Source organism: Bacillus sp. SN32 (assembly GCF_002837495.1).
Lineage (GTDB): Bacteria > Bacillota > Bacilli > Bacillales > Bacillaceae > Bacillus > Bacillus subtilis.
This window is the reverse complement of sequence record NZ_PJCT01000002.1, coordinates 984,671-1,008,889: the sequence shown is the minus strand read 5'-3', so window position 1 is coordinate 1,008,889 and position 24,219 is coordinate 984,671. Positions and strand designations below refer to the sequence as shown.

25 protein-coding genes, 4 tRNA genes and 1 pseudogene are annotated in these 24,219 nt (G+C 44.3%); 22 read left to right on the top strand and 8 right to left on the bottom strand.

What is annotated here, in order from left to right; all coding sequences use genetic code 11:
- Window positions 1–2: 2 nt before the first annotated feature.
- Both CW370_RS21770 and CW370_RS13455 read left to right on the top strand, forming a co-directional pair.
- Window positions 3–308: a hypothetical protein gene (locus tag CW370_RS21770; protein ID WP_014481486.1), complete on the top strand. Its 306-nt coding sequence runs from the start codon at window positions 3–5 to the stop codon at window positions 306–308.
- Window positions 309–319: 11 nt separating this feature from the next.
- Entirely contained in the window at window positions 320–766 is a 447-nt protein-coding gene (locus CW370_RS13455; RefSeq protein WP_029878352.1) for a DUF6376 family protein, read from the top strand.
- Window positions 767–798: 32 nt separating this feature from the next.
- Here CW370_RS13455 and CW370_RS13450 read toward each other — a convergent pair whose 3' ends face one another.
- On the bottom strand, window positions 799–1,728 hold the full coding sequence (locus CW370_RS13450) for a manganese-dependent inorganic pyrophosphatase (protein WP_024571458.1): 930 nt from the start codon (window positions 1,726–1,728) through the stop codon (window positions 799–801).
- Between the two features lie 205 nt (window positions 1,729–1,933).
- Between CW370_RS13450 and hypR the strand changes: the two genes are divergently transcribed.
- On the top strand, window positions 1,934–2,311 hold the full coding sequence (hypR, locus tag CW370_RS13445) for a transcriptional regulator HypR (protein ID WP_014478546.1): 378 nt from the start codon (window positions 1,934–1,936) through the stop codon (window positions 2,309–2,311).
- Between the two features lie 31 nt (window positions 2,312–2,342).
- On the opposite strand, the gene cotF is transcribed toward hypR, so the two are convergent.
- On the bottom strand, window positions 2,343–2,825 hold the full coding sequence (cotF, locus tag CW370_RS13440; RefSeq protein ID WP_003243364.1) for a spore coat protein CotF: 483 nt from the start codon (window positions 2,823–2,825) through the stop codon (window positions 2,343–2,345).
- A 145-nt stretch (window positions 2,826–2,970) separates the two neighbouring features.
- Between cotF and CW370_RS13435 the strand changes: the two genes are divergently transcribed.
- The 4 genes from CW370_RS13435 (at window position 2,971) to rplI (ending at window position 6,736) form a co-directional block, all read left to right on the top strand.
- Window positions 2,971–3,120: a hypothetical protein gene (locus CW370_RS13435; RefSeq protein ID WP_003226909.1), complete on the top strand. Its 150-nt coding sequence runs from the start codon at window positions 2,971–2,973 to the stop codon at window positions 3,118–3,120.
- 224 nt (window positions 3,121–3,344) lie between these two features.
- On the top strand, window positions 3,345–4,274 hold the full coding sequence (locus CW370_RS13430) for a YybS family protein (RefSeq protein WP_003226911.1): 930 nt from the start codon (window positions 3,345–3,347) through the stop codon (window positions 4,272–4,274).
- A gap of 36 nt (window positions 4,275–4,310) precedes the next feature.
- Window positions 4,311–6,290: a cyclic-di-AMP phosphodiesterase GdpP gene (gene gdpP, locus CW370_RS13425; protein ID WP_003242517.1), complete on the top strand. Its 1,980-nt coding sequence runs from the start codon at window positions 4,311–4,313 to the stop codon at window positions 6,288–6,290.
- Window positions 6,287–6,736, top strand: a complete 450-nt coding sequence (gene rplI / locus CW370_RS13420; RefSeq protein WP_003226915.1) for a 50S ribosomal protein L9 — start codon at window positions 6,287–6,289, stop codon at window positions 6,734–6,736. The genes gdpP and rplI overlap by 4 nt, the downstream gene beginning before the upstream one ends.
- A gap of 36 nt (window positions 6,737–6,772) precedes the next feature.
- Here the strand turns inward: rplI and CW370_RS13415 are convergent, their stop codons facing one another.
- The 3 genes from CW370_RS13415 to CW370_RS13405 form a co-directional block, all read right to left on the bottom strand.
- Window positions 6,773–8,830, bottom strand: coding sequence for a glycosyltransferase family 39 protein (locus CW370_RS13415; protein WP_101169725.1), 2,058 nt, complete (start codon window positions 8,828–8,830; stop codon window positions 6,773–6,775).
- A 105-nt stretch (window positions 8,831–8,935) separates the two neighbouring features.
- Window positions 8,936–10,144 (bottom strand): CynX/NimT family MFS transporter, encoded by a 1,209-nt coding sequence (locus tag CW370_RS13410; RefSeq protein WP_024572082.1) that lies wholly within the window; start codon window positions 10,142–10,144, stop codon window positions 8,936–8,938.
- A gap of 72 nt (window positions 10,145–10,216) precedes the next feature.
- The gene (locus CW370_RS13405; RefSeq protein ID WP_003242786.1) at window positions 10,217–10,357 is read right to left on the bottom strand and encodes a YycC family protein; all 141 of its coding nucleotides are present in this window, start codon (window positions 10,355–10,357) and stop codon (window positions 10,217–10,219) included.
- A 120-nt stretch (window positions 10,358–10,477) separates the two neighbouring features.
- On the opposite strand from CW370_RS13405, the gene CW370_RS13400 reads away from it, so the two are divergent.
- Entirely contained in the window at window positions 10,478–10,681 is a 204-nt protein-coding gene (locus CW370_RS13400; RefSeq protein WP_015250806.1) for a hypothetical protein, read from the top strand.
- Window positions 10,682–10,728: 47 nt separating this feature from the next.
- Here the strand turns inward: CW370_RS13400 and CW370_RS13395 are convergent, their stop codons facing one another.
- Window positions 10,729–10,929, bottom strand: a complete 201-nt coding sequence (locus tag CW370_RS13395) for a DUF2188 domain-containing protein (protein ID WP_003226922.1) — start codon at window positions 10,927–10,929, stop codon at window positions 10,729–10,731.
- Between the two features lie 169 nt (window positions 10,930–11,098).
- Here CW370_RS13395 and dnaB point away from each other — a divergent pair, with 169 nt between their 5' ends.
- The 14 genes and pseudogenes from dnaB (at window position 11,099) to CW370_RS21280 (ending at window position 22,517) form a co-directional block, all read left to right on the top strand.
- Window positions 11,099–12,463 (top strand): replicative DNA helicase, encoded by a 1,365-nt coding sequence (gene dnaB / locus CW370_RS13390; protein WP_003226923.1) that lies wholly within the window; start codon window positions 11,099–11,101, stop codon window positions 12,461–12,463.
- Window positions 12,464–12,585: 122 nt separating this feature from the next.
- Window positions 12,586–13,005 (top strand): VOC family protein, encoded by a 420-nt coding sequence (locus CW370_RS13385; protein ID WP_029726112.1) that lies wholly within the window; start codon window positions 12,586–12,588, stop codon window positions 13,003–13,005.
- A 205-nt stretch (window positions 13,006–13,210) separates the two neighbouring features.
- Window positions 13,211–14,503: an adenylosuccinate synthase gene (purA, locus tag CW370_RS13380; RefSeq protein WP_003226929.1), complete on the top strand. Its 1,293-nt coding sequence runs from the start codon at window positions 13,211–13,213 to the stop codon at window positions 14,501–14,503.
- Window positions 14,504–14,727: 224 nt separating this feature from the next.
- Window positions 14,728–14,803: transfer RNA gene (locus CW370_RS13375), tRNA-Lys, on the top strand.
- 9 nt (window positions 14,804–14,812) lie between these two features.
- A tRNA-Glu gene (locus CW370_RS13370) sits at window positions 14,813–14,884 on the top strand.
- Window positions 14,885–14,965: 81 nt separating this feature from the next.
- A tRNA-Asp gene (locus tag CW370_RS13365) sits at window positions 14,966–15,042 on the top strand.
- A gap of 35 nt (window positions 15,043–15,077) precedes the next feature.
- Window positions 15,078–15,150 (top strand) — tRNA-Phe (locus tag CW370_RS13360).
- Between the two features lie 383 nt (window positions 15,151–15,533).
- On the top strand, window positions 15,534–16,241 hold the full coding sequence (gene walR, locus CW370_RS13355; protein ID WP_003244363.1) for a cell wall metabolism DNA-binding response regulator WalR: 708 nt from the start codon (window positions 15,534–15,536) through the stop codon (window positions 16,239–16,241).
- A gap of 7 nt (window positions 16,242–16,248) precedes the next feature.
- On the top strand, window positions 16,249–18,084 hold the full coding sequence (gene walK, locus CW370_RS13350; RefSeq protein WP_009968432.1) for a cell wall metabolism sensor histidine kinase WalK: 1,836 nt from the start codon (window positions 16,249–16,251) through the stop codon (window positions 18,082–18,084).
- Window positions 18,074–19,441 carry a WalRK two-component regulatory system regulator WalH gene (gene walH / locus CW370_RS13345; protein ID WP_015250810.1) on the top strand — a complete coding sequence of 456 codons (1,368 nt, stop codon included), beginning with the start codon at window positions 18,074–18,076 and terminating at the stop codon, window positions 19,439–19,441. The genes walK and walH overlap by 11 nt, the downstream gene beginning before the upstream one ends.
- On the top strand, window positions 19,428–20,270 hold the full coding sequence (gene walI, locus CW370_RS13340) for a WalRK two-component regulatory system regulator WalI (RefSeq protein ID WP_003244037.1): 843 nt from the start codon (window positions 19,428–19,430) through the stop codon (window positions 20,268–20,270). Before walH ends, walI begins: the two co-directional genes overlap by 14 nt.
- 21 nt (window positions 20,271–20,291) lie before the next feature.
- Entirely contained in the window at window positions 20,292–21,086 is a 795-nt protein-coding gene (locus CW370_RS13335) for an MBL fold metallo-hydrolase (RefSeq protein ID WP_003226939.1), read from the top strand.
- An 81-nt stretch (window positions 21,087–21,167) separates the two neighbouring features.
- Window positions 21,168–22,370, top strand: coding sequence for a serine protease HtrC (gene htrC, locus CW370_RS13330; RefSeq protein WP_015250812.1), 1,203 nt, complete (start codon window positions 21,168–21,170; stop codon window positions 22,368–22,370).
- 20 nt (window positions 22,371–22,390) lie between these two features.
- A pseudogene (locus CW370_RS21280) lies at window positions 22,391–22,517 on the top strand (hypothetical protein).
- Here the strand turns inward: CW370_RS21280 and CW370_RS13325 are convergent.
- Together CW370_RS13325 and CW370_RS13320 are read right to left on the bottom strand one after the other, a co-directional pair.
- On the bottom strand, window positions 22,514–23,014 hold the full coding sequence (locus CW370_RS13325; protein WP_101169724.1) for a PepSY domain-containing protein: 501 nt from the start codon (window positions 23,012–23,014) through the stop codon (window positions 22,514–22,516). The pseudogene CW370_RS21280 and the gene CW370_RS13325 sit on opposite strands and share 4 nt — an antisense overlap.
- Window positions 23,015–23,174: 160 nt before the next feature.
- Window positions 23,175–24,074 carry a PepSY domain-containing protein gene (locus CW370_RS13320; RefSeq protein ID WP_101169723.1) on the bottom strand — a complete coding sequence of 300 codons (900 nt, stop codon included), beginning with the start codon at window positions 24,072–24,074 and terminating at the stop codon, window positions 23,175–23,177.
- Window positions 24,075–24,219 lie beyond the last annotated feature (145 nt).

The window sequence follows — 24,219 nt, the reverse complement described above, 5'->3', positions numbered from 1 at the left end:
AAATGAACACTCCAAAGGGGAGTAGCTTTCACAGTAAAGTCGTCATTACGGGACAAGGTGTCCTCGGCTTTGCTGGCAATCTCATTGTTAGCGAGACCTTTGCCAAATCTGATTTGGTGAAGGTCTTTTTGTTTCAGGAACTTCACCAAATTGGTGGAGTTTTTTCATTTTTATCAAAAAGGGAGAGGAGCATCAGAATGTCTAAGCTGAAAAAGTGGCTGAAGCGTGAATTGGTGAGGAAAGGGCTGCCGTTAGCGAAAGAGAAATTGATTCCGATCTTAAAAGAAAAAATGAAAAAGAAACGATGAGGGGGCTGAAGATGAAGATCATTTTGACAGTACTTGCCGGAGTGGGACTTTTGAGTGCAGGCGGATGCGGCATGCTTGATCAGGTGAACGACGGATTGAACTATACGAGTGAAGCAGCGGGGTATGTGGAGAAGGTGAAGACATTTGCAGAGGAAGCGCCTGAATTGGCTGAGAAAGCTGTAAATGACACCGAGGCGAAAGAAAAACTTGAAGCGCAGCTTGAGTCGATTCAGAAGGATGCCGCTGATTTTAATGAATTAACGCCGCCTGATGCCGCAGCGGAGATTCATCAAACCATTCAGGAGCATAACGAAACCTTGCAGAAAAGCGCTGAAGAGGTGTTAAAACAAGCCGAGGAAGGCAAGGTATCGCTTAAAGAATTGGAGCAGTCAGACCTGGTCCAAAACGCAAAGCAAATTACTGATGTGATGGGACAAATTGAGAAGCTGGGTGAATAAGAAAAAGCATCCCGACGCGGGATGCTTTTTGCTTATTCAGCCATTGCGTCTGTTAAGACAGGAACGACTTGTTTTTTACGGGAAACAACGCCTTTTAAGAGGGCTGTGTTGTTTTCTAAAGTAACGTTGAACGCTTTTTCCACTTTCGCTGCTTCGTTACCGATTGCAAGAGCAAGTGAATCATTTTCTAAGATATCAGTGATAACGAGAAGGAACAGATCAAGATTCTTCTCAGCCACAACTTTTGAGATCACAGCTTCTAATTCAGCTTGGCGTTTTTTCACATCTTCAATGTCCACTGTGTTTACTTGTGCGATTTCGACTTTTTTGCTGCCGAGTGTAAATTCTTTCGCATCAAGAGAAATGAGCTCTTCCACTGTTTTTTTGCTTAGATCAGCGCCTGCTTTCAGCATGTTCAAGCCGTATTCTTCAGCATCTACGCCAGCGATCTCCGCAAGCTCTTTTGCTGCCGCTACGTCATGGTCTGTGCAAGTTGGAGATTTAAATAACAGGGAATCAGAAATGATCGCAGACAGCATAAGGCCGGCAATTTCTTTCTCGATTTTCACGTTATTCTCTTTGTACATTTTGTTTAAGATGGTAGCCGTACAGCCTACAGGCTCAGCACGATAGTAAAGCGGCTCAGCTGTTTCAAAGTTAGCGATGCGGTGATGGTCGATAACCTCTAAAACCTGAACCTCTTCAATGTCTTTGATGCTTTGCTGGCGTTCGTTATGGTCAACCAGGATAACGCCGTTTACTTCGTTTGCAGCTGTTTCAACAAGGCGCGGGCTTTCTTGTTTGAAATAGTCAAGCGCGTATTGTGTTTCGCCGTTGACTTGTCCGAGACGGACAGGCTCAGCATTGAAGCCGAGTTTGTTTTTCAAATCAGCATAAGCAATCGCAGAACAAATCGTATCTGTGTCTGGGTTTTGGTGTCCGAAAATAAGTATCTTTTCCATGATAGCTCCTATCCTTTTTTTAAGTAGTGTAATCTTTATATAGTTTAACACGTCTGGCTGCAGGTGTAATCATGCAAACCCTTAAAAATTGATGTGAATAAGAAGCATTTTCTTTGAGCTAAGGAGAAAAGGTGTGTAAAATACTGGGTAGCTTAGTTGCAAAATGTAATGTAGTATCAAAAAAGGTACTATTGGAGGGTCAAGAATGAGTGGAAAAAAGAATATATACCCGAACAAAGAAGGCTGTCCAGTTGAATTTACTCTAGATGTCATTGGCGGAAAGTGGAAAGGAATTCTTTTTTATCACATGATAGATGGCAAGAAACGATTTAATGAGTTTCGGCGAATCTGCCCGAGTATTACTCAAAGAATGCTTACTCTTCAGCTGAGGGAGCTGGAAGCGGACGGCATCGTGCATCGTGAGGTTTATCAACAGGTGCCGCCCAAGGTTGAGTACTCTCTGACGGAATTCGGGCGAACGCTTGAACCGATTGTTTTGCAAATGAAAGAATGGGGAGAATCCAACAGAGACGTGCTGGAATCTTATCGTTCGAACGGCTTACTGAAGGATCAGCAGAAATAGCAGCAAAGGGAAAACTCCTTTGCTGCTTGTTTTATTTCATTGAAATGGCTCTGTTGGCGTTTCTGACATCGTTTTTCAACAGTTCAGAAAGGTTGTAAGACGGATAATATCCATGCTGATACATGTATCGATAAACTTGGGCGTGCAGCTGGATGGCAGCATTCAGCTGTTTGACCAGTACGTTTCTTAATTGAGGTGTTGCTGTTTCTGTAATTGCGATGGCATAGCTGCGGACAGATGTTTTGGCAAAACCGAGCAGGTCACCGCTGTAAAATGGGTTATCTGCGCGTTCTTCTTCCTCATCCTCTCTGTGCGGAGCCTGTGGAAAGAACGGAAGAAGCTCTCTTAAATTTTGCTCAACACCCTGAATAGACACGTTATAAAGCTGTCTGAGCTGAGGGTCTTTTACTTCTCTTATCATTTTCTTCAGTTTAATGAGTCCGTTTGATTGAAAAGCAACCAGCTCGTGCATTTCTAATGTTTCATGCCAAGCCAATGTTCTGCGTTCATCCATGTGAAAATTCTCCTTTATCGATCAGATTCCATATCAGCATATGCCCAACGCTCAATGTTGTTCATGATGTTTTGAAGTTTTTAAAAAGGGAAATTCACCTTATATAGGATACGGGTTGAGAACATGCACAAAGAGGTGAAACACAATGTGGGACATGATAAAGAACTTTTTCTTGTTTAGCAGCGGCGTTCTGCAAGCAACAACCCTTTTACTGGTGATCTTAATTTTTATGTATGTCAGAAAAACGAAAAAGAAAAACAAGGAATCTTCTGGCTTTATGGATGATAAACATTAATTGTGATGGGCATTCTTTTCAAAGAATGTCTTTTCATTTTTCATGTTTCACATGAAACATTAGCGTCATTTTACTTGCGATTTGGACTTATGTTAAAATATAAAAGTAAAATTTAGAGATGATATAAAAACATTCGGTGCAACGTATGTTGCAGCGATGAAAAAGAGCAGTCGTTTATGCTGCTCTTTTCTATTCGTATGTTCAGGATGATACGAGGTGACTAAGTGAAACAAACGAGAGCTTTAATGGAAGGAGCTATTTTAATCAGTCTGTTTGCGATCATCACGCTTCTGGTCGTTTATGTTCCTGTGATTGGAACAATTCTGTTATTTGCACTGCCGCTGCCAATGATCTTGTATACGATCAGACATGGATTGAAGCTAGGGATATGGATGGGCGCTGTCAGTCTTCCGGTTGTTTTTATTGTCGGGTCCTTTAACGGGCTTATTGTAGCTTTTATGTCAGCTTGCGCCGGCATTGCCATGGGACATTTTTTCAAAAGAAAAGAGCCCGGGCACGCCATTATTTCGGGCGCTCTTATTTATATGCTTAGTATTGTCTTCTATTTTGTGATAAGCATTCAGTTTTTGGGTATCAATATCATTGATGAGGCGATGACACAATACCGGCAATCTCTTGATATGGTAGAAACTGTAGCGAAGCAGTCGGGCAATGCTGGACAGTTTGAGAAGCAATTAAAACTGATGGAAGAACAATTGGGTATCGTTCAATATCTTTTTCCAACAGCTATTGTGATGGTAGGAGTTATTTTTTCTTTCCTCAGTTACCTTATCGCTAAGCCGCTCTTAAGGCGATTCTCCCCCGATATTCCTAATCTAAAGCCTTTTAGAGAGTTGAAGTTTCCGCAAAGTGTTGTAGTACTGTATTTGATTATTGTCATGCTTTCATTTTTGCCTTTAGAAAAAGGCCAAATGCTGTACTCTATCGCTTTAAATGGGGAGTTTATACTCGGGTTTCTGATTTTCATCCAAGGTTTATCATTTATCTTTTTCTATTGCCATAAGAAACAATATCCAAAGGCTGCGGCTGTGATTGCTGTCATACTTGGGTTTGTGCATCCGGTCTTCATGGCAGCCATTCGCATTTTAGGCGTTTTAGATATGGGCTTTCATATAAGGAATAAGGTGAAGTGAACATGAGTTTTACTCACATGGTGGGGAGTGATAGAAATGCCAAGCTTTTATGAAAAACCGCTGTTTCGGTATCCCATCTATGCATTGATTGCTCTGTCAATTATTACAATCCTCATCAGCTTTTATTTTAACTGGATATTAGGAACCGTCGAAGTGCTGCTGCTGGCAGTTATTTTGTTTTTTATTAAGCGTGCTGATTCTCTTATTCGACAAGAGATTGATGCTTATATTTCTACGTTGTCCTACAGGTTGAAAAAAGTCGGTGAAGAGGCATTGATGGAAATGCCGATTGGAATCATGCTTTTTAATGACCAATATTATATAGAATGGGCAAATCCGTTTCTTTCCTCTTGCTTTAATGAAAGCACTTTAGTGGGGAGATCACTTTACGATACTTGTGAATCGGTAGTGCCGCTTATCAAACAAGAGGTGGAATCGGAAACGGTTACATTGAATGACCGCAAGTTTAGGGTTGTCATCAAACGGGATGAGCGTCTCTTATATTTCTTTGATGTAACAGAACAAATTCAGATTGAAAAGCTATATGAAAACGAAAGAACCGTCCTGGCATATATTTTCCTTGATAACTATGATGATGTGACACAAGGATTGGATGACCAGACGAGAAGCACGATGAACAGCCAGGTGACATCTTTGCTGAACGCTTGGGCGCAGGAGTACGGGATCTTCTTGAAAAGGACGTCTTCAGAGCGCTTTATCGCTGTACTTAATGAACACATCTTAACTGAACTCGAAAATTCGAAGTTTTCGATTCTTGATGAAGTGCGGGAAAAAACCTCGTTTGACGGTGTAGCGCTGACGTTAAGCGTCGGTGTCGGGGCTTCAGTCTCTTCCCTGAAAGAACTTGGCGATTTGGCGCAATCCAGCTTGGACTTAGCACTGGGACGCGGCGGAGACCAGGTAGCCATTAAGCTGCCAAACGGCAAGGTGAAGTTTTACGGCGGTAAAACAAACCCAATGGAGAAACGAACAAGGGTGCGGGCACGCGTGATTTCTCACGCCTTAAAGGAAATCGTCACCGAAAGCAGCAATGTGATTATCATGGGGCATAAATTCCCCGACATGGATTCTATCGGCGCAGCGATCGGGATTTTAAAGGTGGCTCAGGCAAATAACAAAGATGGCTTTATCGTGATTGACCCAAACCAAATCGGATCAAGTGTGCAGCGTTTGATTGGGGAAATCAAAAAATATGAAGAACTGTGGTCAAGATTTATTACGCCTGAAGAAGCAATGGAAATTTCCAATGATGACACACTGCTTGTGATCGTTGATACACATAAGCCGTCACTCGTCATGGAGGAACGGCTGGTCAATAAAATTGAACATATCGTGGTCATCGACCATCACCGAAGAGGTGAGGAGTTTATCAGAGATCCGCTGCTTGTTTATATGGAACCATACGCTTCTTCCACAGCGGAATTGGTGACAGAGCTGCTTGAATATCAGCCGAAGCGTTTAAAAATCAATATGATTGAAGCAACAGCCCTATTAGCTGGTATAATAGTGGATACAAAGAGCTTTTCTCTCCGCACGGGCTCGCGGACTTTTGATGCGGCTTCTTATTTAAGGGCAAAAGGAGCCGACACGGTGCTGGTGCAGAAGTTCCTGAAAGAAACCGTTGATTCCTATATTAAACGGGCGAAGCTGATCCAGCATACGGTCCTCTATAAAGATAACATTGCGATTGCTTCTCTTCCTGAAAATGAAGAGGAATACTTCGATCAAGTGCTGATTGCGCAGGCTGCCGATTCGCTGCTGTCGATGAGTGAGGTTGAGGCTTCATTTGCGGTGGCGAGACGGGATGAACAAACGGTTTGTATCAGTGCGCGGTCGCTTGGCGAGGTAAATGTTCAGATCATCATGGAGGCCCTGGAAGGCGGAGGGCATTTAACAAATGCGGCGACTCAGTTGTCCGGCATTTCAGTTTCTGAAGCGCTGGAACGGCTGAAGCACGCCATAGATGAGTATTTTGAGGGAGGCGTACAGAGATGAAGGTTATTTTCTTACAAGATGTAAAAGGAAAAGGAAAAAAAGGCGAAGTCAAAAACGTAGCAGACGGTTATGCGCATAACTTTCTAATTAAAAAAGGCCTCGCGGTTGAAGCGAACGCTTCAAACATCAGCGCGCTAAACGGACAAAAGCAGAAAGAGAAAAAAGAAGCCATTGCTGAGCTTGAGCAGGCTAAGAGCTTGAAAGAGACATTAGAAAAACTGACTGTTGAGCTTAGCGCAAAATCAGGTGAGGGCGGCCGTTTATTTGGTTCAGTGACAAGCAAGCAAATCACTGAACAGCTCCAAAAAGACCATAACATTAAAGTAGATAAGCGGAAGCTTGAACTGCCGGACGGCATTCGTGCATTAGGATATACGAACGTGCCTGTGAAGCTGCATCCGGAAGTGCAGGCTGTGTTAAAGGTACATGTAAAAGAAGAAGCTTAATAGAAAAGAGGCTTGGATTCATCCAAGCCTCTTTTTTTATTCCACGAGATAAAGAGTTTGCTGGCTTTCTCCGCCAGGTCCTCCTCGCATTCCCTGCACGCTGTTCGTGCTGCTGGAGGAACCGCTGTACTCGTCAGATGTTATTTCTTTTCCGTTTTTCTTAATCCAGGAAACAAGTTCGCTGTTGCCTGAGTTGTTTTCTGACAGAAGGAAGTATTTCACTTTGCCTTCTTTGATCAGTTTTTTCAGTTCCGACACAGTCAGAATGGGATCCGTGCCGTTAAATCCGCCCATTGCCATAACAGATTCATTTTCGTTAATGATGTATGGCGCAGCTGTTACGGTTGTCAAAGTAGCAAATAAATATTCTTCGCCGGTATTGTGTTTTCTCAGATAGGACAAGAGCCCGCTGTCGACCTCTGAAGAGAACATGTTCCCGCCGTTTGCTGAGCCTTTGAGCTGCGGGCCGGATTCAGGAAGGACGCTGTTGCCTCCGTATAGAAGCGGCGTTGCTGACCAGTAAACAGGTGTGAGAAGCAGAACGCACAAGCTGATGATGGTCAGCTGCTTACTGAACGTACGGCTGCGTTTAAGCATCAGAAGTGCAAGGGTGATGCCCAGTCCTAAGAGCCCCAGGACATACATCCATACACTGCCGATTTGGCTTGTATAATCACTCAGAATATACACCTGGAACGCGGCTGTGATCAGAACGGCTGCCGGCAGAAGATAGCTGGACCAGTCTTTATTATTTTTGTATAAGCGGTGCATCGTATACCATCCGATACCAGAAAGGGCGGCAATCGGCGGTGCCAGCATAATCAAATAATACTGGTGGAAGAATCCTGCGATGCTGAAGAAACCAGCCACGGGAACAAGCCAAGCCGCCCAGAATAGCGTTTCTTTCATTTCAGCAGCATGTCCGCGGCGATCACGGTACCAGCTGACGATTGCGCCCAGTAATCCGATCAATGAGAATGGAAGCATCCAGCTGATTTGGCCGGAGAGTGCTGATTGGAAAAGACGAAGCGGTCCAGGATCACCGGTGCCGAACATATTCACGCTTTTTCCGCCTCCACCGCCAGGCCCTCCATTTCCAGGTCCGTTGCCACCTGTGGGAGGTGTGCCTCCGCCTCCATTGAGAGCGCCGGTTTGTCCGTTAGGCGGCTGAGGCGCATGTGAATGGTTTCCGAATGATTGATTTCCGTTCTGAGAAAAAGATGAACCGTTGCCATTTGGCGCTTGCATGTTGTCTTGATTCTGCATCTTCCCTCCGCCAGCAGCATTCATATCACCCTTTGCCAGGCCCGTAGTTTGCCCAAGCAGACGCTCTGTGCCGTTGTAGCCAAAGGCCAGTTCTAGCACTGAGTTGGTCTGGCTGCTTCCTACATAAGGCCGGCTTGAGGAAGAGGCTGAATCCACTGCAATCGCCCATGAGAGTGAAAGGCCTGTCAGAAGGACAAGAGACAGAAGCAGAGAACCTATTTTTTTCTTGAGGGAAACCCGGGATGCAACCAGGTAGAATAACACAAATGCAGGCAATACCATAAACGCTTGCATCATCTTCATATTAAAGGCGAGCCCAATTAGGGCAAATGCCGTCAGCAGCCAAACCAGCTTGCCTTGTTTTACTGCCCGAAGCAGGCAAGCTGAACCGAGCAATATGGTAAAGACAAGCATGCTGTCAATATTGTTTGTCCGGCTGACAGCTACTGCGATAGGGGTCAGTGCCATAACAAGTGCGGAAATGCGGGCCGCTCCAATTCCAAAAGTCGGCTTGATCATTCTGTAGAGAAGGAAGACAGATCCAACTCCGGCAAGAGCCTGGGGAATGATGACACTCCACGTGTGAACACCGAAAATCAGTGCGAAAATCGTTTGAATCCATAACACGACAGGAGGCTTATCTACTGTCACAAATCCAGAAGGGTCAAATGACGCATAAAAGAAATTATGGAAGCTTTGCGTCATGCTTTTTACAGCCGCCAAATAGTACTGGTTCGCTGTATCCTCCTGCCAAATGTGATACGTATTCAAAAAAGCTGCTGCCAGCAAAATAAGAATAAGGGCTGCGTCGAATCGTTTGGTTTTCATCGTTTTTCACCTCTTTATGGTGTCTCATTGTAAAAAACAAATATGAAAAACTTATGAATAAACCATAAATATTCAAAGAAAAAAGCGGAGATATTTTCCCCGCTTTTATGCTGAATTTCTTTGTTTTTCTGACTGGAAAATGTATCGATCTCGTCCGGCTCCCTGTCCGGCTGCTCCCATTACGATCAGGGCAGCAATGAGAAGCACGATCGGCATCGTCCAAGAATGCGTCTGGTCAAAGAGATAGCCGACAAAGATTGGCCCGACTGCTGCCAGCAGGTAGCCGAATGACTGAGACATGCCTGACAGCGCAGCGGCCTGTTGGGCATTTTCACTGCGGAGACCAATCAAAGTGAGCGCCAGACTAATGCTGGAGCCTTGCCCGATACCGATAATGATCATCCAGATGGCAAGCAATGTATGGCTTCCGCCCGCTAATAATCCGCAGAGGCCGATCAGATAAACTGAGGCCAGCGCCGCAACGATACCGCGCTGCTGTTTCACACGGTCAGCTAAAACTGGTGTCAGAAAAGTGGAAGGCAGACTCGCAAATTGCATGAGTGATACCATCCATCCGGCTGTTGCCGTATCAATCCCATGTGAACGGAGAATTTCAGGAAACCAAGCGATGCTGCTGTAAAATAAAAACGATTGCAGGCCCATAAAGATGGTGACATACCATGCCATTTTGGAAGCCCAAATGGAACTGGATTGCAGCTTCATTGTCTGGTTTGCCGTATCCCGGTGGCGCAGCTGAGGTATCCAGATTAGCAATGCAAGTAAAGCCAGCCCGCCCCATAAGAGAAAGGCCTGTTTCCATCCGCCATCCATCTGGGTCGCTAAAGGCACGCTGACACCCGATGCTAAAGCTGCGAATATATTCATTGATGTCGTATACAGGCTGATCATGATCCCTGGCTTTTCAGGGTATTTATGTTTGATTAAGCTTGGCAAAAGTACGTTACCAATCGCAATCCCGACTCCGATAAGTGCCGTTCCGAAAAACAAAGCGGCAGTATAGCCGGTAGAACGAGTCAAAACACCGATCAGCAGTATCACGAGACCTAGCCATAAAGTTCGCTCATTTCCGAGGCGCTGTCCAAGCTTAGGTGCAAGCGGAGAAAGAACTGCAAACGAAAGCAGCGGCAGTGCGGTCAAAAAACCGGCTGCCCCATTGGACATGTGCAGCTCTGCCCGGATAGAGCTAATGACCGGACCGACTGAAGTGATCGCGGGCCGTAAGTTAAAGGCGATAAAGATAATGCCGGTGATCAGCCAAAATGATTGGATTTTTTTATTATGTGGATGTGGCAAAGCAGTTACTCCTCTTTTCTAACATATACATGATATTATCCCGAAACAGGTAAGCAAGTATGTGAATGAACGCTATGATTTGTCCTCTTTTTGCAGTTCAGCCATTTTGGCAAGCAGAATATGCTGAGGCATATGCATGATCTGTTCAAGCGGCAGATTCAAGGACTCTGCAAGCTTTTGTGCAGTTTCAGCAGAAATTTGCAAAGGTCTCACAAAAGATCCCTCCTCTCTTCTGTCCATTGTACAAGAATCAGATGTGAAATGTAAGAAGATGTCACAAAGGAATAGAGCAATCGGAAAATGACCGTTATAAAAGAGGTAAGGAGGGTTCTTATGCACGCACCGTTATCCTTATTAAAACAAATGCTGAAGGAACACCAAATAGACACTGAAAAAGCTGTCACTTTCGAAGAATATATAGCAGTGAGGCTAAAGCTTCAGGAGCTGATGGGGAAATTTGCTTCGATCGGGGAGTGGGATCTGTATCAAAAAGCGGCAGATTTGATGATGCACATAGGCATCCAATGGATGAAATAAACCGATAACCGCTAAAAAACCCTCGCTGCAGCGAAGGCTTTCATTCATTAAAATGAGTGTTCTTCTTCCACATTTTTAAACTGGTCATAAATTACAAGCTTAGACGGACTGTTTTCCTTAGCCACCTGTTTGGCTTTTTCAATAGCGGCGTCTTTAGACGTATACAAAGCTGTCGGCGCTACATTCTCCACCTCAATAAACCAGCCGTCCGCATCAACATTAGGTGTAATCGCATATTTCTTTATCATCTTTCATTCCTCCCTCATGTTTTATTGCATTTTTCCCGCCTTGTTACTGTCCGAAACGATCCAATCTGCTAACTGAAAAAAACAGGAAACAGACAATTTTTCTATTTTTTTTCTGTAGAAATGGTAGAATGGAGGTTGGAGATTTTTTAATGAGAGGACGGTGCTTAGCATGACAGACCTTCTGAATGACCGGCTTCCTCCGCAAAATATAGAAGCCGAACAAGCCGTGTTAGGCGCTATTTTTTTACAGCCGTCTGCTTTAACACTGGCTTCAGAAGTATTGATTCCAGATGATTTCTATAGAATGTCCCACCAAAAAATCTATAATGCGATGCTGGTGCTCGGTGACCGAGGTGAACCGGTTGATCTGGTGACAGTAACATCAGAGCTTGCGAACACAGACCTGCTGGAAGAAGTAGGCGGCATTTCATATTTGACAGATATCGCAAACTCGGTGCCGACAGCGGCTAACATAGAATATTACGCGAAAATCGTTGAGGAAAAATCGATTCTTCGCCGATTAATCAGAACTGCGACAACGATTGCTCAAGACGGGTATACCCGTGAGGATGAGGTCGAGGATTTACTCAGTGAAGCGGAAAAAACGATTATGGAAGTGGCACAGCGCAAAAACACGAGTGCCTTCCAAAATATTAAGGACGTCCTTGTCCAGACCTATGATAATATCGAACAGCTTCACAATCGAAAAGGTGATATCACGGGGATTCCAACAGGGTTTACGGAGCTTGACCGGATGACTGCGGGTTTCCAGCGCAACGACTTGATCATTGTGGCTGCCCGTCCGTCAGTAGGGAAAACAGCCTTTGCCCTGAACATCGCACAAAACGTGGCGACAAAGACCGATGAGAGCGTAGCAATTTTCAGTCTTGAGATGGGTGCAGAGCAGCTCGTTATGCGTATGCTCTGTGCCGAGGGAAATATCAATGCCCAGAATCTCCGTACAGGTAACCTGACCGAAGAGGATTGGGGCAAGCTGACGATGGCAATGGGAAGCCTATCGAACAGCGGGATTTACATCGACGATACACCGGGTATTCGAGTGAGTGAAATCCGTGCCAAGTGCCGCCGCTTGAAGCAGGAAAGCGGGCTGGGCATGATTTTGATCGATTACCTGCAATTGATTCAGGGAAGCGGTCGTTCAAAGGACAACCGTCAGCAGGAAGTATCTGAAATTTCCCGTGAACTGAAGTCGATTGCGAGGGAGCTGCAAGTCCCTGTTATCGCGCTTTCTCAGCTTTCCAGGGGTGTTGAGCAGCGTCAGGATAAACGTCCGATGATGTCTGATATCCGGGAATCAGGAAGTATCGAGCAGGACGCGGATATTGTCGCGTTCCTCTATCGTGATGACTACTATGACAAAGAAACCGAGAATAAAAATATTATCGAAATTATTATCGCCAAACAGCGTAACGGCCCGGTAGGAACCGTGTCTCTTGCGTTCGTAAAAGAATACAACAAATTCGTCAACCTGGAACGGCGTTTTGATGACGCAGGCGTTCCGCCCGGCGCATAAGCCCCAAGAGCTGCTCTTGGGGTTTTTTTTTCATTCGAAAGATGGAAGAAATACCGTTCGCTCAGCGGATGAAAATTTGAAAGCGTTTTAATAAAATGGTGCAAAAAGGAGATGGTAACAATATGGGAAAACGTTTTTCGTCTTTTCAAGCAGCACAAATCCGAATTGCGCGTCCTACGGGCCAGCTTGATGAGATTATTCGTTTTTACGAAGAGGGACTGTGTTTGAAACGAATAGGAGAATTTTCACAGCATAACGGGTATGACGGTGTCATGTTCGGCCTTCCTCATGCCGATTATCATTTGGAATTCACCCAGTATGAAGGTGGAAGCACTGCCCCCGTTCCCCATCCCGACAGCCTTCTTGTTTTTTATGTGCCGAATGCAGATGAACTGGCAGCGATCACTTCAAAGCTAAAGCACATGGGCTATCAAGAGGTCGAATCAGAGAACCCGTACTGGAGCAATGGGGGAGTGACGATAGAGGACCCGGACGGCTGGCGGGTCGTTTTTATGAATTCAAAAGGGATATCAGGCAAGTGATTCTTTCTTATGCTAAAGGATGAAAGTTTCGCAAGCTTTTTATGACAAAACCGTGAGAAAACGCTTATAAAACGAATGAAAGCGAACGAATATAGATTTACAATAATTTAATGTTCGGATTTACAATTGACTTTCTGTTTCTTCACTGATAAACTTGATTTGTTTGAATAGAATCGTTTTGAAAGGTTAACGGAGGTGCACGGACATGTCTTCAGTAGTTGTAGTAGGTACGCAATGGGGCGATGAAGGAAAAGGTAAAATTACAGATTTCCTATCAGAAAATGCAGAAGTGATCGCCCGTTATCAAGGCGGAAATAACGCAGGGCATACAATCAAGTTTGACGGAATCACATATAAGCTTCACTTAATCCCGTCTGGAATTTTCTATAAGGATAAAACGTGTGTAATCGGAAACGGAATGGTTGTAGATCCGAAAGCATTAGTCACAGAGCTTGCGTATCTTCATGAGCGCAACGTCAGTACAGATAACCTGAGAATCAGCAACAGAGCTCACGTCATTCTGCCGTATCATTTGAAATTGGATGAAGTGGAAGAAGAGCGTAAAGGGGCTAACAAGATCGGCACAACGAAAAAAGGAATCGGCCCTGCTTACATGGATAAAGCAGCCCGCATCGGAATTCGCATCGCGGATCTGTTAGACCGTGACGCGTTTGCGGAAAAGCTTGAGCGCAATCTTGAAGAAAAAAACCGTCTTCTCGAGAAAATGTACGAGACAGAAGGGTTTAAACTTGAGGATATCTTAGACGAATATTATGAGTACGGCCAGCAGATTAAAAAATATGTTTGCGATACATCTGTTGTCTTAAACGATGCTCTTGATGAAGGGCGCCGTGTATTATTTGAAGGCGCACAAGGGGTTATGCTCGATATCGACCAAGGAACATACCCGTTTGTTACGTCATCTAACCCGGTTGCCGGCGGTGTCACGATCGGTTCTGGTGTCGGCCCGACCAAAATCAAGCACGTTGTCGGTGTATCAAAAGCATATACGACTCGTGTCGGCGACGGTCCTTTCCCGACTGAGCTGAAAGATGAAATCGGCGATCAAATCCGTGAAGTCGGACGCGAATATGGAACAACAACAGGCCGCCCGCGCCGTGTCGGCTGGTTTGACAGCGTTGTTGTCCGCCACGCCCGCCGTGTGAGCGGAATTACAGATCTTTCTCTGAACTCAATTGACGTCCTAACAGGAATTGAAACGTTGAAAATCTGTGTGGCATACCGCTACAAAGGCGAAATCATTGAAGAATTCCCAGCAAGTCTTAAGGCACTTGCTGAATGTGAGCCGGTATATGAAGAAATGCCAGGCTGGACTGAGGATATTACAGGTGCGAAGAGCTTGAGCGAGCTTCCGGAAAATGCGCGCCATTATCTTGAGCGTGTGTCTCAGCTGACAGGCATTCCGCTTTCTATTTTCTCTGTCGGTCCAGACCGCTCACAAACAAATGTCCTTCGCAGTGTGTACCGTGCGAACTAAATAGAATATGCCAACAAGCCCCTATATCAGGGGCTTGTTTTTTGTTTGAAAGCCGCATATAAGTTGGTCTGAGAAAAAAATATGAAAAAAAACCAAAAAAGTTATTGCCACTTCTATTTGTTCGTGATATTATAAATCTCGTTGTTACGGAAACTGCTTCAATAGAGTACAAGATGAGAACTAGATTTAAGTCGTTTGCTCTATAGAAATTCCGACATCTTTAAGAGCCATTAGCTCAGTTGGTAGAGCATCTGACTTTTAATCAGAGGGTCGAAGGTTCGAGTCCTTCATGGCTCACCATTTCGTGAAGGCCCGTTGGTCAAGCGGTTAAGACACCGCCCTTTCACGGCGGTAACACGGGTTCGAATCCCGTACGGGTCATTGATTTACTTTAGCGTTATTGCTAAATTCCTTATTTGTCTGTGAGAGCTGACACGACAGCTCTCCGGGCAATTACTGTAAGGTCCGGTAGTTCAGTTGGTTAGAATGCCTGCCTGTCACGCAGGAGGTCGCGGGTTCGAGTCCCGTCCGGACCGCCATTTTACTTTACTTAGTAGAGAAAAATAAAACATTTGGCTCGGTAGCTCAGTTGGTAGAGCAACGGACTGAAAATCCGTGTGTCGGCGGTTCGATTCCGTCCCGAGCCACTTACCAAACGCATCTGCAATCGTAGGTGCGTTTTTTCTTTTAGGAAAAAGGCAAACATGAGGAGTGTTATAATAGAAGAAAAAGGGAGAACCGGCCCTGCGGCCGGTTCAAAGAAGAAGACGTCATTGATAAAGACGCACTCCGGTGAGGGGAGGTTTCAATAAAGTTATCTTTTTTAAAAAAAGTTGACCAGCATGACAATAGATAAACAACTGGCGATAAAGGTGAAACATGTGTTTTTTTTCTAAACCTTTATTTTTTTTATCTTTTGACCTTAAACCGTTATAATAGACAAGGACCCATTCTTTACATGGGCCATAAGTGATGAAACGAATGTTATATAGATGAAATGAAGTCATTCGGCAGGAGGAAAATCAAAATGATGGATAAAAAGATCCTTGTAGTAGATGATGAAAAACCGATTGCAGATATATTGGAATTTAACTTAAGAAAAGAAGGCTATGAAGTGCACTGTGCCCACGACGGAAACGAAGCCGTTGAAATGGTAGAAGAGCTTCAGCCTGATTTAATTCTTTTAGATATTATGCTCCCGAATAAAGACGGCGTTGAAGTATGCCGTGAAGTCAGAAAGAAATACGATATGCCAATCATTATGCTGACGGCTAAGGATTCAGAAATTGACAAGGTTATCGGGCTTGAAATCGGTGCTGATGATTATGTCACAAAACCATTCAGCACACGCGAGCTCTTGGCACGTGTAAAAGCGAACCTGCGCCGCCAGCTGACAACAGCGCCTGCGGAGGAAGAGCCTTCCTCTAACGAGATTCATATCGGCTCTCTCGTCATCTTCCCTGACGCGTACGTTGTATCAAAACGAGACGAAACAATCGAATTGACTCATCGTGAGTTCGAATTGCTTCATTATTTAGCAAAACATATCGGACAAGTGATGACCCGTGAACATTTGCTTCAAACCGTTTGGGGCTATGATTACTTCGGCGATGTCAGAACGGTTGACGTAACAGTCCGCCGGCTTCGTGAAAAAATCGAGGACAACCCGAGCCATCCAAATTGGATCGTCACACGCCGCGGTGTAGGTTATTACTTGAGAAACCCAGAACAGGACTAATGCCCATATGAATAAGGTTGGTTTTTTTCGGTCGATCCAATTTAAGATTACCTTGATTTATGTGCTTTTGATTATCATTGCCATGCAAATCATTGGTGTGTATTTTGTCAATCAGGTAGAGAAGTCGCTGATCAGCTCTTATGAACAATCGCTGAATCAGCGAATCGACAACCTTTCTTATTATATCGAACAAGAATATAAGAGCGATAACGACAGCACCGTCATAAAGGATGACGTCAGCCGTATTTTGAATGACTTCACGAAAAGTGATGAGGTTCGGGAAATTAGCTTTGTAGATAAAAGCTATGAAGTGGTCGGTTCTTCAAAGCCGTATGGTGAGGAAGTGGCAGGGAAACAAACGACCGATCTGATTTTCAAAAGAATTTTTTCTACCAAACAGTCGTATTTAAGAAAATATTATGACCCGAAAAGCAAAATCAGAGTTCTTATTTCCGCGAAGCCCGTCATGACTGAAAACCAAGAGGTTGTGGGCGCGATCTATGTTGTCGCGAGTATGGAAGATGTCTTTAATCAAATGAAGACGATCAACACGATACTGGCGTCCGGCACAGGTTTGGCACTTGTTTTGACGGCTCTTCTCGGTATTTTTCTGGCAAGAACCATTACCCACCCGCTTTCAGATATGCGAAAGCAGGCGATGGAGCTTGCGAAAGGGAATTTCTCGAGGAAGGTTAAAAAGTACGGGCATGATGAAATTGGGCAGCTAGCCACAACGTTTAACCACTTAACGAGAGAGCTTGAAGATGCCCAGGCGATGACTGAAGGAGAACGCAGAAAGCTAGCCTCTGTCATTGCCTATATGACAGACGGCGTTATCGCCACAAACCGAAACGGAGCGATTATTCTCTTAAACAGCCCGGCGCTGGAGCTGTTGAACGTTTCACGTGAAACAGCCTTAGAAATGCCGATTACGAGTTTGCTGGGGCTTCAAGAGAATTATACTTTTGAAGATTTAGTGGAGCAGCAGGATTCTATGCTGCTTGAAATTGAGCGCGATGATGAATTAACGGTGCTTCGCGTGAATTTCTCTGTGATTCAAAGGGAACACGGCAAAATTGATGGTTTAATCGCTGTCATTTACGATGTAACCGAACAAGAGAAAATGGATCAGGAACGCAGAGAATTCGTTGCGAATGTATCACATGAGCTGCGGACGCCGCTTACGACAATGCGCAGCTATTTAGAAGCGTTAGCTGAAGGCGCGTGGGAAAATAAAGACATTGCTCCGCGCTTCTTAATGGTGACGCAAAATGAAACAGAGCGTATGATCCGGCTTGTCAATGATCTGCTTCAGCTGTCGAAATTTGACAGCAAGGATTATCAATTTAACCGGGAATGGATTCAGATTGTCCGGTTTATGTCGCTTATTATTGACCGTTTTGAAATGACAAAAGAGCAGCATGTGGAGTTTATCCGCAATCTGCCGGACAGAGATCTGTACGTCGAGATCGACCAGGATAAAATTACGCAGGTGCTCGATAATATTATTTCTAACGCTTTAAAATATTCACCGGAAGGCGGACATGTCACGTTCTCGATTGATGTCAATGAAGAGGAAGAACTTCTCTATATCAGCGTGAAGGATGAAGGGATTGGCATTCCGAAAAAAGATGTCGAAAAAGTCTTTGACCGCTTCTACAGGGTGGATAAAGCGAGAACGAGAAAGCTTGGCGGCACCGGTCTGGGATTGGCGATTGCCAAGGAAATGGTACAGGCGCACGGCGGAGATATTTGGGCGGACAGCATAGAAGGAAAAGGCACGACGATTACATTTACTCTTCCATATAAAGAGGAACAAGAGGATGATTGGGATGAAGCGTGAAAATATAAAAACGATATTACTTACGGTACTCGTCGTCATCAGTCTTGTTTTTACATGGGGGATATGGACGTTCCAGCCAAACTTTTCTGAAGGCTCATCCTCAACAGAGTCTACTGTGCGTGAGAAACACAAAATCGAAAAAACCACCCAAAAGCTGTCTGAAACGGTAAGGCCGAGGGACATGTTTATCCATGATGACGGCGCTCATTACAAAGTGGATGACAATGCCCTCTATGAAGAAATCTGGTCTGACTTGCCGCATTGGGATGTAAAAGGAATTAAAGATATTTCGGATCAGTATGACAAGTCTGGATTCAAGAGCTGGTTTTATGGAATAGGCGGTTCTGAAGCCAAGCTTGACTTGCAATTCAGCGATACGATTCCGATTGATATTTTCCAAACGCTGTTTAAATGGTCTAATCAGTCGTTTGAATACAGTTCGTTTGACCATATTCTGATCCCGTTCAATGAAACAAAAGCGAACAAGAAAATCTATTTGGTGTCTTACAGCAAACAGCTCATTCTTGAAGTGACGGTTGAGTCGGCAAACTACCGGAACATTATGAACGACTTGAAAAACAGGCAATCAAATATGCCGGCGTTCAGTTTGTTCTCCATTGGCTCAAAGAAAGAGTTCTTGCTGCCGAACAAACCGCTTACGATGGACAAAAAAGAATTTGTCACAGAATCGATTAAAACAAATACCTTTAAGCAGGCTTTGTTTAGTGATCCGAGCATTGTAAGAGAAGATTCGAATTACAACAACAGAAATGTGCTGACAGATGGGATCAGCCGTTTAGATGTGAATCTAAGCCAGCGACAGGTGCAATTCCAGCAGCGCAATTTGGTGCAGAGCACATCCTATCAAACAGGTGAGTTAATCAAAAAGAGCCAAAAATACCTTGAGGATACCGGAAGCTGGACGGATCACTATCAATTTTTCAATATCAATGACAGCCAGCAGCTGAGCTTCTATATCTTTATGGATCAGATCCCGGTCATTAACAGCACCGCCAAACCTTTCGGAGCGACATCGGCGATTACGGTGCAATGGGCGAATGATGATATTCTCAGCTATAAGCGGCCGAATTACAGTCTCGGAACGAATCCGATTAAAACAAGTGAAACAGAGCTCATGAGCGGCAGCGAAGTGAAGATGCTGCTTTCGAAACAAACCGCTTATGATACGGACAAAATTGATCAGATCTTCCTTGCTTATCAATTGGTATCAACATCAACCAACGATGATCCTCTCGTTGAACTGGAACCGGTTTGGGCGATGAAAGTAAATGGAAAAATTGTGCCGATTACAAAGGACTTATTGAGGAAGGAGGGGGCTAACAGTGGAGTGGAATAAGACAAAATCAATCTTCATCGTTGCCTTCCTCATTTTAGATATTTTCTTAGGCTATCAGTTTTTTCAAAAATGGCAGGCTACCGGCAAAGAATATGAAGTCATTAAAAATGATGTCGAGCATGACATGAAAGCCGATCATATCACGTATGAAGGCTTGAATAAGGAAGCGACAGAAGGCTATCGGATCACGGCAAATCAAAAGTCTTTCTCCAAGGAGGAAATTGAGGCGCTGAAGGATCAAAAGCCTTTGATGGACATGCCTAGTGATGATCATAAAGTAACGAGCCTGAAAATGAAGTTTGCAAATCCAATCGCCCTATCAAAGAAGGATATCGAGGACGATGCTCAGGCACTTGTTTCTTCGAAAATTCAAGATGGCGAAAAATATAAGCTTTGGAAGGTTGATAAATCGAAGAAAGAAATTATTTTCTTCCAAACGTACGAAGGTCATTATATTTACCAAAAGACCGACAACCCCTCTAATATGATCGGGCAAGTGGTGCTGCACTTAAACGGTAAAAACGAGGTTGTGTCATACGACCAGACTACGCTTGAGACCTTCAAGCAAATTCAGAAAGAAAGCTTAATTACTGAAATGGATGCGGTTGAGCTATTGTACTATCAAAATCAATTAAAAGAATACAGCACTGTGAAGAGCTGTAAATTCGGCTATGTAGCACAATATCCGCTGACAAGTACGCAGGTGCTGGCGCCGGTATGGAGAATTACGGTCGAGTATGAGAAAAAAGTGAACGGTGAGAAAAAGACAGTACAAGAGTATTTTACTGTGAATGCTTTGGAGAGTACGATTTTAGATACAGATCAATGAAAATAATGGAGTGAGACAAACATGAGCTTGCAATTTAGCGTACTTGCGAGCGGGAGTACGGGAAATGCGTTTTACCTCGAAACAGAGGATCACGCATTTTTAGTGGACGCCGGTTTGAGCGGGAAAGCCATGGATGGGCTGATGGCGCAGATCGGGCGTAAGCTGGATGATGTAGACGGCATTTTTGTGACGCATGAGCATAGTGACCATATTAAGGGCCTTGGTGTCGTCGCCAGAAAGTACAAGCTTCCGATCTATGCGAACGAGAAGACTTGGAAAGCGATGGAGAATCAAATCGGCAAAATTGACACCGATCAAAAGTTTGTATTTCCGATGGAGACGGTAAAGTCGTTCGGCGGACTTGATGTTGAATCGTTTGGCGTCTCCCACGATGCGGCCGAACCGATGTTTTATGTGTTCCATTATAACGGCCGAAAGCTCGCGTTAATGACAGATACGGGATATGTCAGCGACCGAATGAAAGGCATTATCCGTTCAGCGAATGTGTTTGTGTTTGAAAGCAATCACGATGTCGGTATGCTGCAAATGGGAAGATACCCATGGAGCATTAAGCGGCGGATTTTAAGTGACGTCGGGCACGTTTCAAATGAAGATGCTGCCTTGGCGATGACGGATGTCATTGGCGATGAGACGTCTCGTATTTACCTGGCGCATTTGAGCCAGGACAACAACATGAAGGAGCTGGCAAGAATGTCCGTGCAGCAGACATTGGCTTCTAAAGGATTTGTGACGGGTGAGACATTTGACTTATACGACACTGATCCGAAGAAGGCCACTCCGCTTTGCGCTGTATAATTTTTCTATGTAAATCATGACTATTCTAGGAGCTTCTAACCCACAATATAACCATATTAACGTTCTTGGAAAGGATGGAATATGGTGGATTACGAACGTGAGGAAGAACATACTACTCCTGAACAGCCAAAGAGAAGCAAAAAAGGATATTTTCTTTCAAGCCTGATTGGTGTGATTGTCGGTGCCGTATTAATGGCGTTTATCATGCCGTACCTTTCAAATGAAGGGCTAGATACGGGCGCTTTAGATCAGCAGCAGAACAATAACGGCCGGGAATCAATCAGGACGGTGAATGTCAGTGTCAACAATACGGTCACCAAGATTGTCAGCAATGTGTCGCCCGCCGTTGTCGGTGTTGTGAACATCCAAAAATCAGATATACGGGGAGAGAGCGGCGAGGCTGGGAGCGGCTCTGGCGTCATCTATAAGAAAAATGACCATTCCGCTTATGTCGTGACCAACCATCATGTCATCGAAGGCGCTTCCCAAATTGAAATCAGCTTGAAAGACGGATCGCGTGTATCAGCTGATCTTGTCGGCAGCGACCAGCTGATGGATCTGGCCGTTTTACGGGTGAAAAGCGATAAAATTAAAGCAGTCGCCGATTTCGGAAATTCAGATAAAGTGAAGTCTGGGGAGCCGGTTATTGCGATCGGGAACCCGTTAGGCCTTGAGTTTGCTGGCTCTGTCACACAAGGCGTCATCTCGGGTACGGAGAGGGCGATCCCAGTAGATTCAAACGGTGATGGACAGCCTGACTGGAACGCAGAAGTCCTGCAAACAGATGCGGCCATTAACCCTGGGAACAGCGGCGGCGCTTTGTTAAATATGGATGGGAAGGTCATTGGCATCAATTCAATGAAAATTGCCGAGTCAGCGGTTGAAGGGATTGGCCTGTCCATTCCGTCTAAGCTCGTGATCCCTGTGATAGAGGATTTAGAGAGATACGGAAAGGTCAAACGCCCGTTCCTTGGCATTGAGATGAAATCCCTAAGCGACATTGCAAGCTATCATTGGGATGAAACATTAAAGCTTCCTAAGAACGTCACCAATGGAGCGGTTGTGATGGGTGTAGACGCCTTTTCACCTGCCGGAAAAGCGGGACTGAAGGAACTCGATGTCATCACGGAATTTGACGGATACAAAGTAAATGATATTGTTGACCTGCGAAAACGGCTTTATCAGAAAAAAGTCGGTGACCGGGTGAAGGTGAAGTTTTACCGCGGCGGAAAAGAAAAATCTGTTGACATCAAGCTGTCGTCCGCAGACCAATTAGGAAGTTAATCAAAACAGTCTGGCATCGTTTGCCAGGCTGTTTTGATATGCAAAAAAACTGAACGGGGGTCACGCCCGTTCAGTTGAAAAGGATATATCGAATATGAAGAAAAATACAAGATGGATGTTACACGTGAAACAGCAAATAGCAGTTAGCTGTAAATACTTCCGTTCTCTGCATGGACTTTAATGGTTTGTACCGTGTGATTGCTGGCTGTGATGGTGATGATGTACACATAGGTGCCATTTTCTTTCTTCAATGCAGAAGATGTGACGGTGCCTTTGCATTTGTTCAACGCAATGCTTTGTGCTTTTGCTTTTGTGATCGCGGCTTGTTTATGTTCAACGTGATGCTTGACGATTTTTCCGCTGCTGCAGTTAATGTTAAAGGTGTGAATTTTGCCATCCTCACCAAGCACTTTAATGACATAGACATAAACGCCATCTGCTTTCTTCATTTGTGCTGATTGAACTGCGCCTTTGCAGTTCTTTATAGCGACAGTTTTTGCTTTAGAGAGCGTAATAGAAGCCTGCTGTTGGGTTTGAACTTTAGCAGTGTCTTCTTTATGCAGAACAGCCGCGTGTGCGGATGATAAAGAACTGATTGAAATGACCGCGCCTAAAGCAGCTGCAGAACATATTTTCATATTCATTTGTAGGTCCTCCTTAGAAAAAGAACTGAACGCGGGTCACACACGTTCAGTTTAAAAGAGTATTTAGAAAAAGGTAGACATGAACTTAGAACTTTGTGTTAAAACAAGACTGGTGTTATACGTTGAATTTCAGTTATTTTACTGCTGGCAAGCAGTTATTTTATTTGCAAATGCTTCCGTTTTCAGCGTTCACTTTCACTGTATGTTCAGTGTGGTTTTGGGCAGTGATTTTAAACACGTAAACGAATGTGCCGTTCTCTTTCTTCAAATCAGTAGATTTCACTGTGCCTTTACATTTATTTAGTGCAATTTGATGTGCTTTTGTTTTTGTAACGGCTGCGTTTTTCTTTTGCACTTCTTGTTTTACGATTTTACCGCTGTCACAGTTGACATGAATTTTATGAGTTTTTCCATCTTCGCCAAGCACTTTGACAACGTAGATGTATGCGCCGTTTTCTTTCTTCAGTTCAGAAGATTGAACTGCGCCTTTGCATTTGTTGAGTGCGATTTGATGCGCTTTTGTTTTAGAAAGATGTGCTTGTTTCTTTTGCTCGTGTTTTGCGACTTTGCCGTTTTCTCCATTGATATGGAGCGTGTGAAGGCTTCCGTCTTCACCCACTACTTTCACGACGTAAGCGTAAACACCGTTTTCTTGCTTCAGCTCAGAAGATTGAACCGCACCTTTGCAGTTTTTCAAAGCGATCGATTGGGCTTTTGTTTTGCTGATATAGCTTTGTTTCTTTTGAACATCATGTTTCACAACTTTGCCGCTGTTGCAGTTGACGTTCATCGTATGCTGTTTGCCGTCCTCACCGAGAACTTTCACAACATATACGTATGTGCCATTCACTTTCTTCATTTGGGCCGTTTGAACAGTACCTTTGCATTTGTTCAAAGCAACCTGTTTTGCCTTTGCTATTGTGATGGAAGCCTGTTGCTTCGTCTCAACCTTCGTTGATGTATCATCCTTTTGAATGACAGCGGCGTGAGCAGAAGTGAAAGAACTGATTGAAATAATCGTTCCCAGTGCAGCTCCTGATAAAACTTTAGTGATATTCATGTGAGATTCCTCCTTTATTTCATTGTTGGCTGTACCAACTAAGGCAATTGTATAGGCCGAAGCTGAAAATCAAATGAGGGCTGGCTGAAAACTTGCTGAATTCAGCTGATTTTTAGGGAAGATTCAGTTTGTTTTCAGTTAAAAA

What these genes read in the sequence shown, in the direction of transcription:
- CW370_RS21770 (WP_014481486.1), top strand. Translation starts at nt 3, where the DNA reads ATGAACACTCCAAAGGGGAGTAGCTTTCACAGTAAAGTCGTCATTACG.
- CW370_RS13455 (WP_029878352.1), top strand. Translation starts at nt 320, where the DNA reads ATGAAGATCATTTTGACAGTACTTGCCGGAGTGGGACTTTTGAGTGCA.
- CW370_RS13450 (WP_024571458.1), bottom strand. Translation starts at nt 1,728, where the DNA reads ATGGAAAAGATACTTATTTTCGGACACCAAAACCCAGACACAGATACG.
- hypR (WP_014478546.1), top strand. Translation starts at nt 1,934, where the DNA reads ATGAGTGGAAAAAAGAATATATACCCGAACAAAGAAGGCTGTCCAGTT.
- cotF (WP_003243364.1), bottom strand. Translation starts at nt 2,825, where the DNA reads ATGGATGAACGCAGAACATTGGCTTGGCATGAAACATTAGAAATGCAC.
- CW370_RS13435 (WP_003226909.1), top strand. Translation starts at nt 2,971, where the DNA reads ATGTGGGACATGATAAAGAACTTTTTCTTGTTTAGCAGCGGCGTTCTG.
- gdpP (WP_003242517.1), top strand. Translation starts at nt 4,311, where the DNA reads ATGCCAAGCTTTTATGAAAAACCGCTGTTTCGGTATCCCATCTATGCA.
- rplI (WP_003226915.1), top strand. Translation starts at nt 6,287, where the DNA reads ATGAAGGTTATTTTCTTACAAGATGTAAAAGGAAAAGGAAAAAAAGGC.
- CW370_RS13415 (WP_101169725.1), bottom strand. Translation starts at nt 8,830, where the DNA reads ATGAAAACCAAACGATTCGACGCAGCCCTTATTCTTATTTTGCTGGCA.
- CW370_RS13400 (WP_015250806.1), top strand. Translation starts at nt 10,478, where the DNA reads ATGCACGCACCGTTATCCTTATTAAAACAAATGCTGAAGGAACACCAA.
- CW370_RS13395 (WP_003226922.1), bottom strand. Translation starts at nt 10,929, where the DNA reads ATGATAAAGAAATATGCGATTACACCTAATGTTGATGCGGACGGCTGG.
- dnaB (WP_003226923.1), top strand. Translation starts at nt 11,099, where the DNA reads ATGACAGACCTTCTGAATGACCGGCTTCCTCCGCAAAATATAGAAGCC.
- CW370_RS13385 (WP_029726112.1), top strand. Translation starts at nt 12,586, where the DNA reads ATGGGAAAACGTTTTTCGTCTTTTCAAGCAGCACAAATCCGAATTGCG.
- purA (WP_003226929.1), top strand. Translation starts at nt 13,211, where the DNA reads ATGTCTTCAGTAGTTGTAGTAGGTACGCAATGGGGCGATGAAGGAAAA.
- walR (WP_003244363.1), top strand. Translation starts at nt 15,534, where the DNA reads ATGGATAAAAAGATCCTTGTAGTAGATGATGAAAAACCGATTGCAGAT.
- walK (WP_009968432.1), top strand. Translation starts at nt 16,249, where the DNA reads ATGAATAAGGTTGGTTTTTTTCGGTCGATCCAATTTAAGATTACCTTG.
- walH (WP_015250810.1), top strand. Translation starts at nt 18,074, where the DNA reads ATGAAGCGTGAAAATATAAAAACGATATTACTTACGGTACTCGTCGTC.
- CW370_RS13335 (WP_003226939.1), top strand. Translation starts at nt 20,292, where the DNA reads ATGAGCTTGCAATTTAGCGTACTTGCGAGCGGGAGTACGGGAAATGCG.
- htrC (WP_015250812.1), top strand. Translation starts at nt 21,168, where the DNA reads ATGGTGGATTACGAACGTGAGGAAGAACATACTACTCCTGAACAGCCA.
- CW370_RS13325 (WP_101169724.1), bottom strand. Translation starts at nt 23,014, where the DNA reads ATGAATATGAAAATATGTTCTGCAGCTGCTTTAGGCGCGGTCATTTCA.
- CW370_RS13320 (WP_101169723.1), bottom strand. Translation starts at nt 24,074, where the DNA reads ATGAATATCACTAAAGTTTTATCAGGAGCTGCACTGGGAACGATTATT.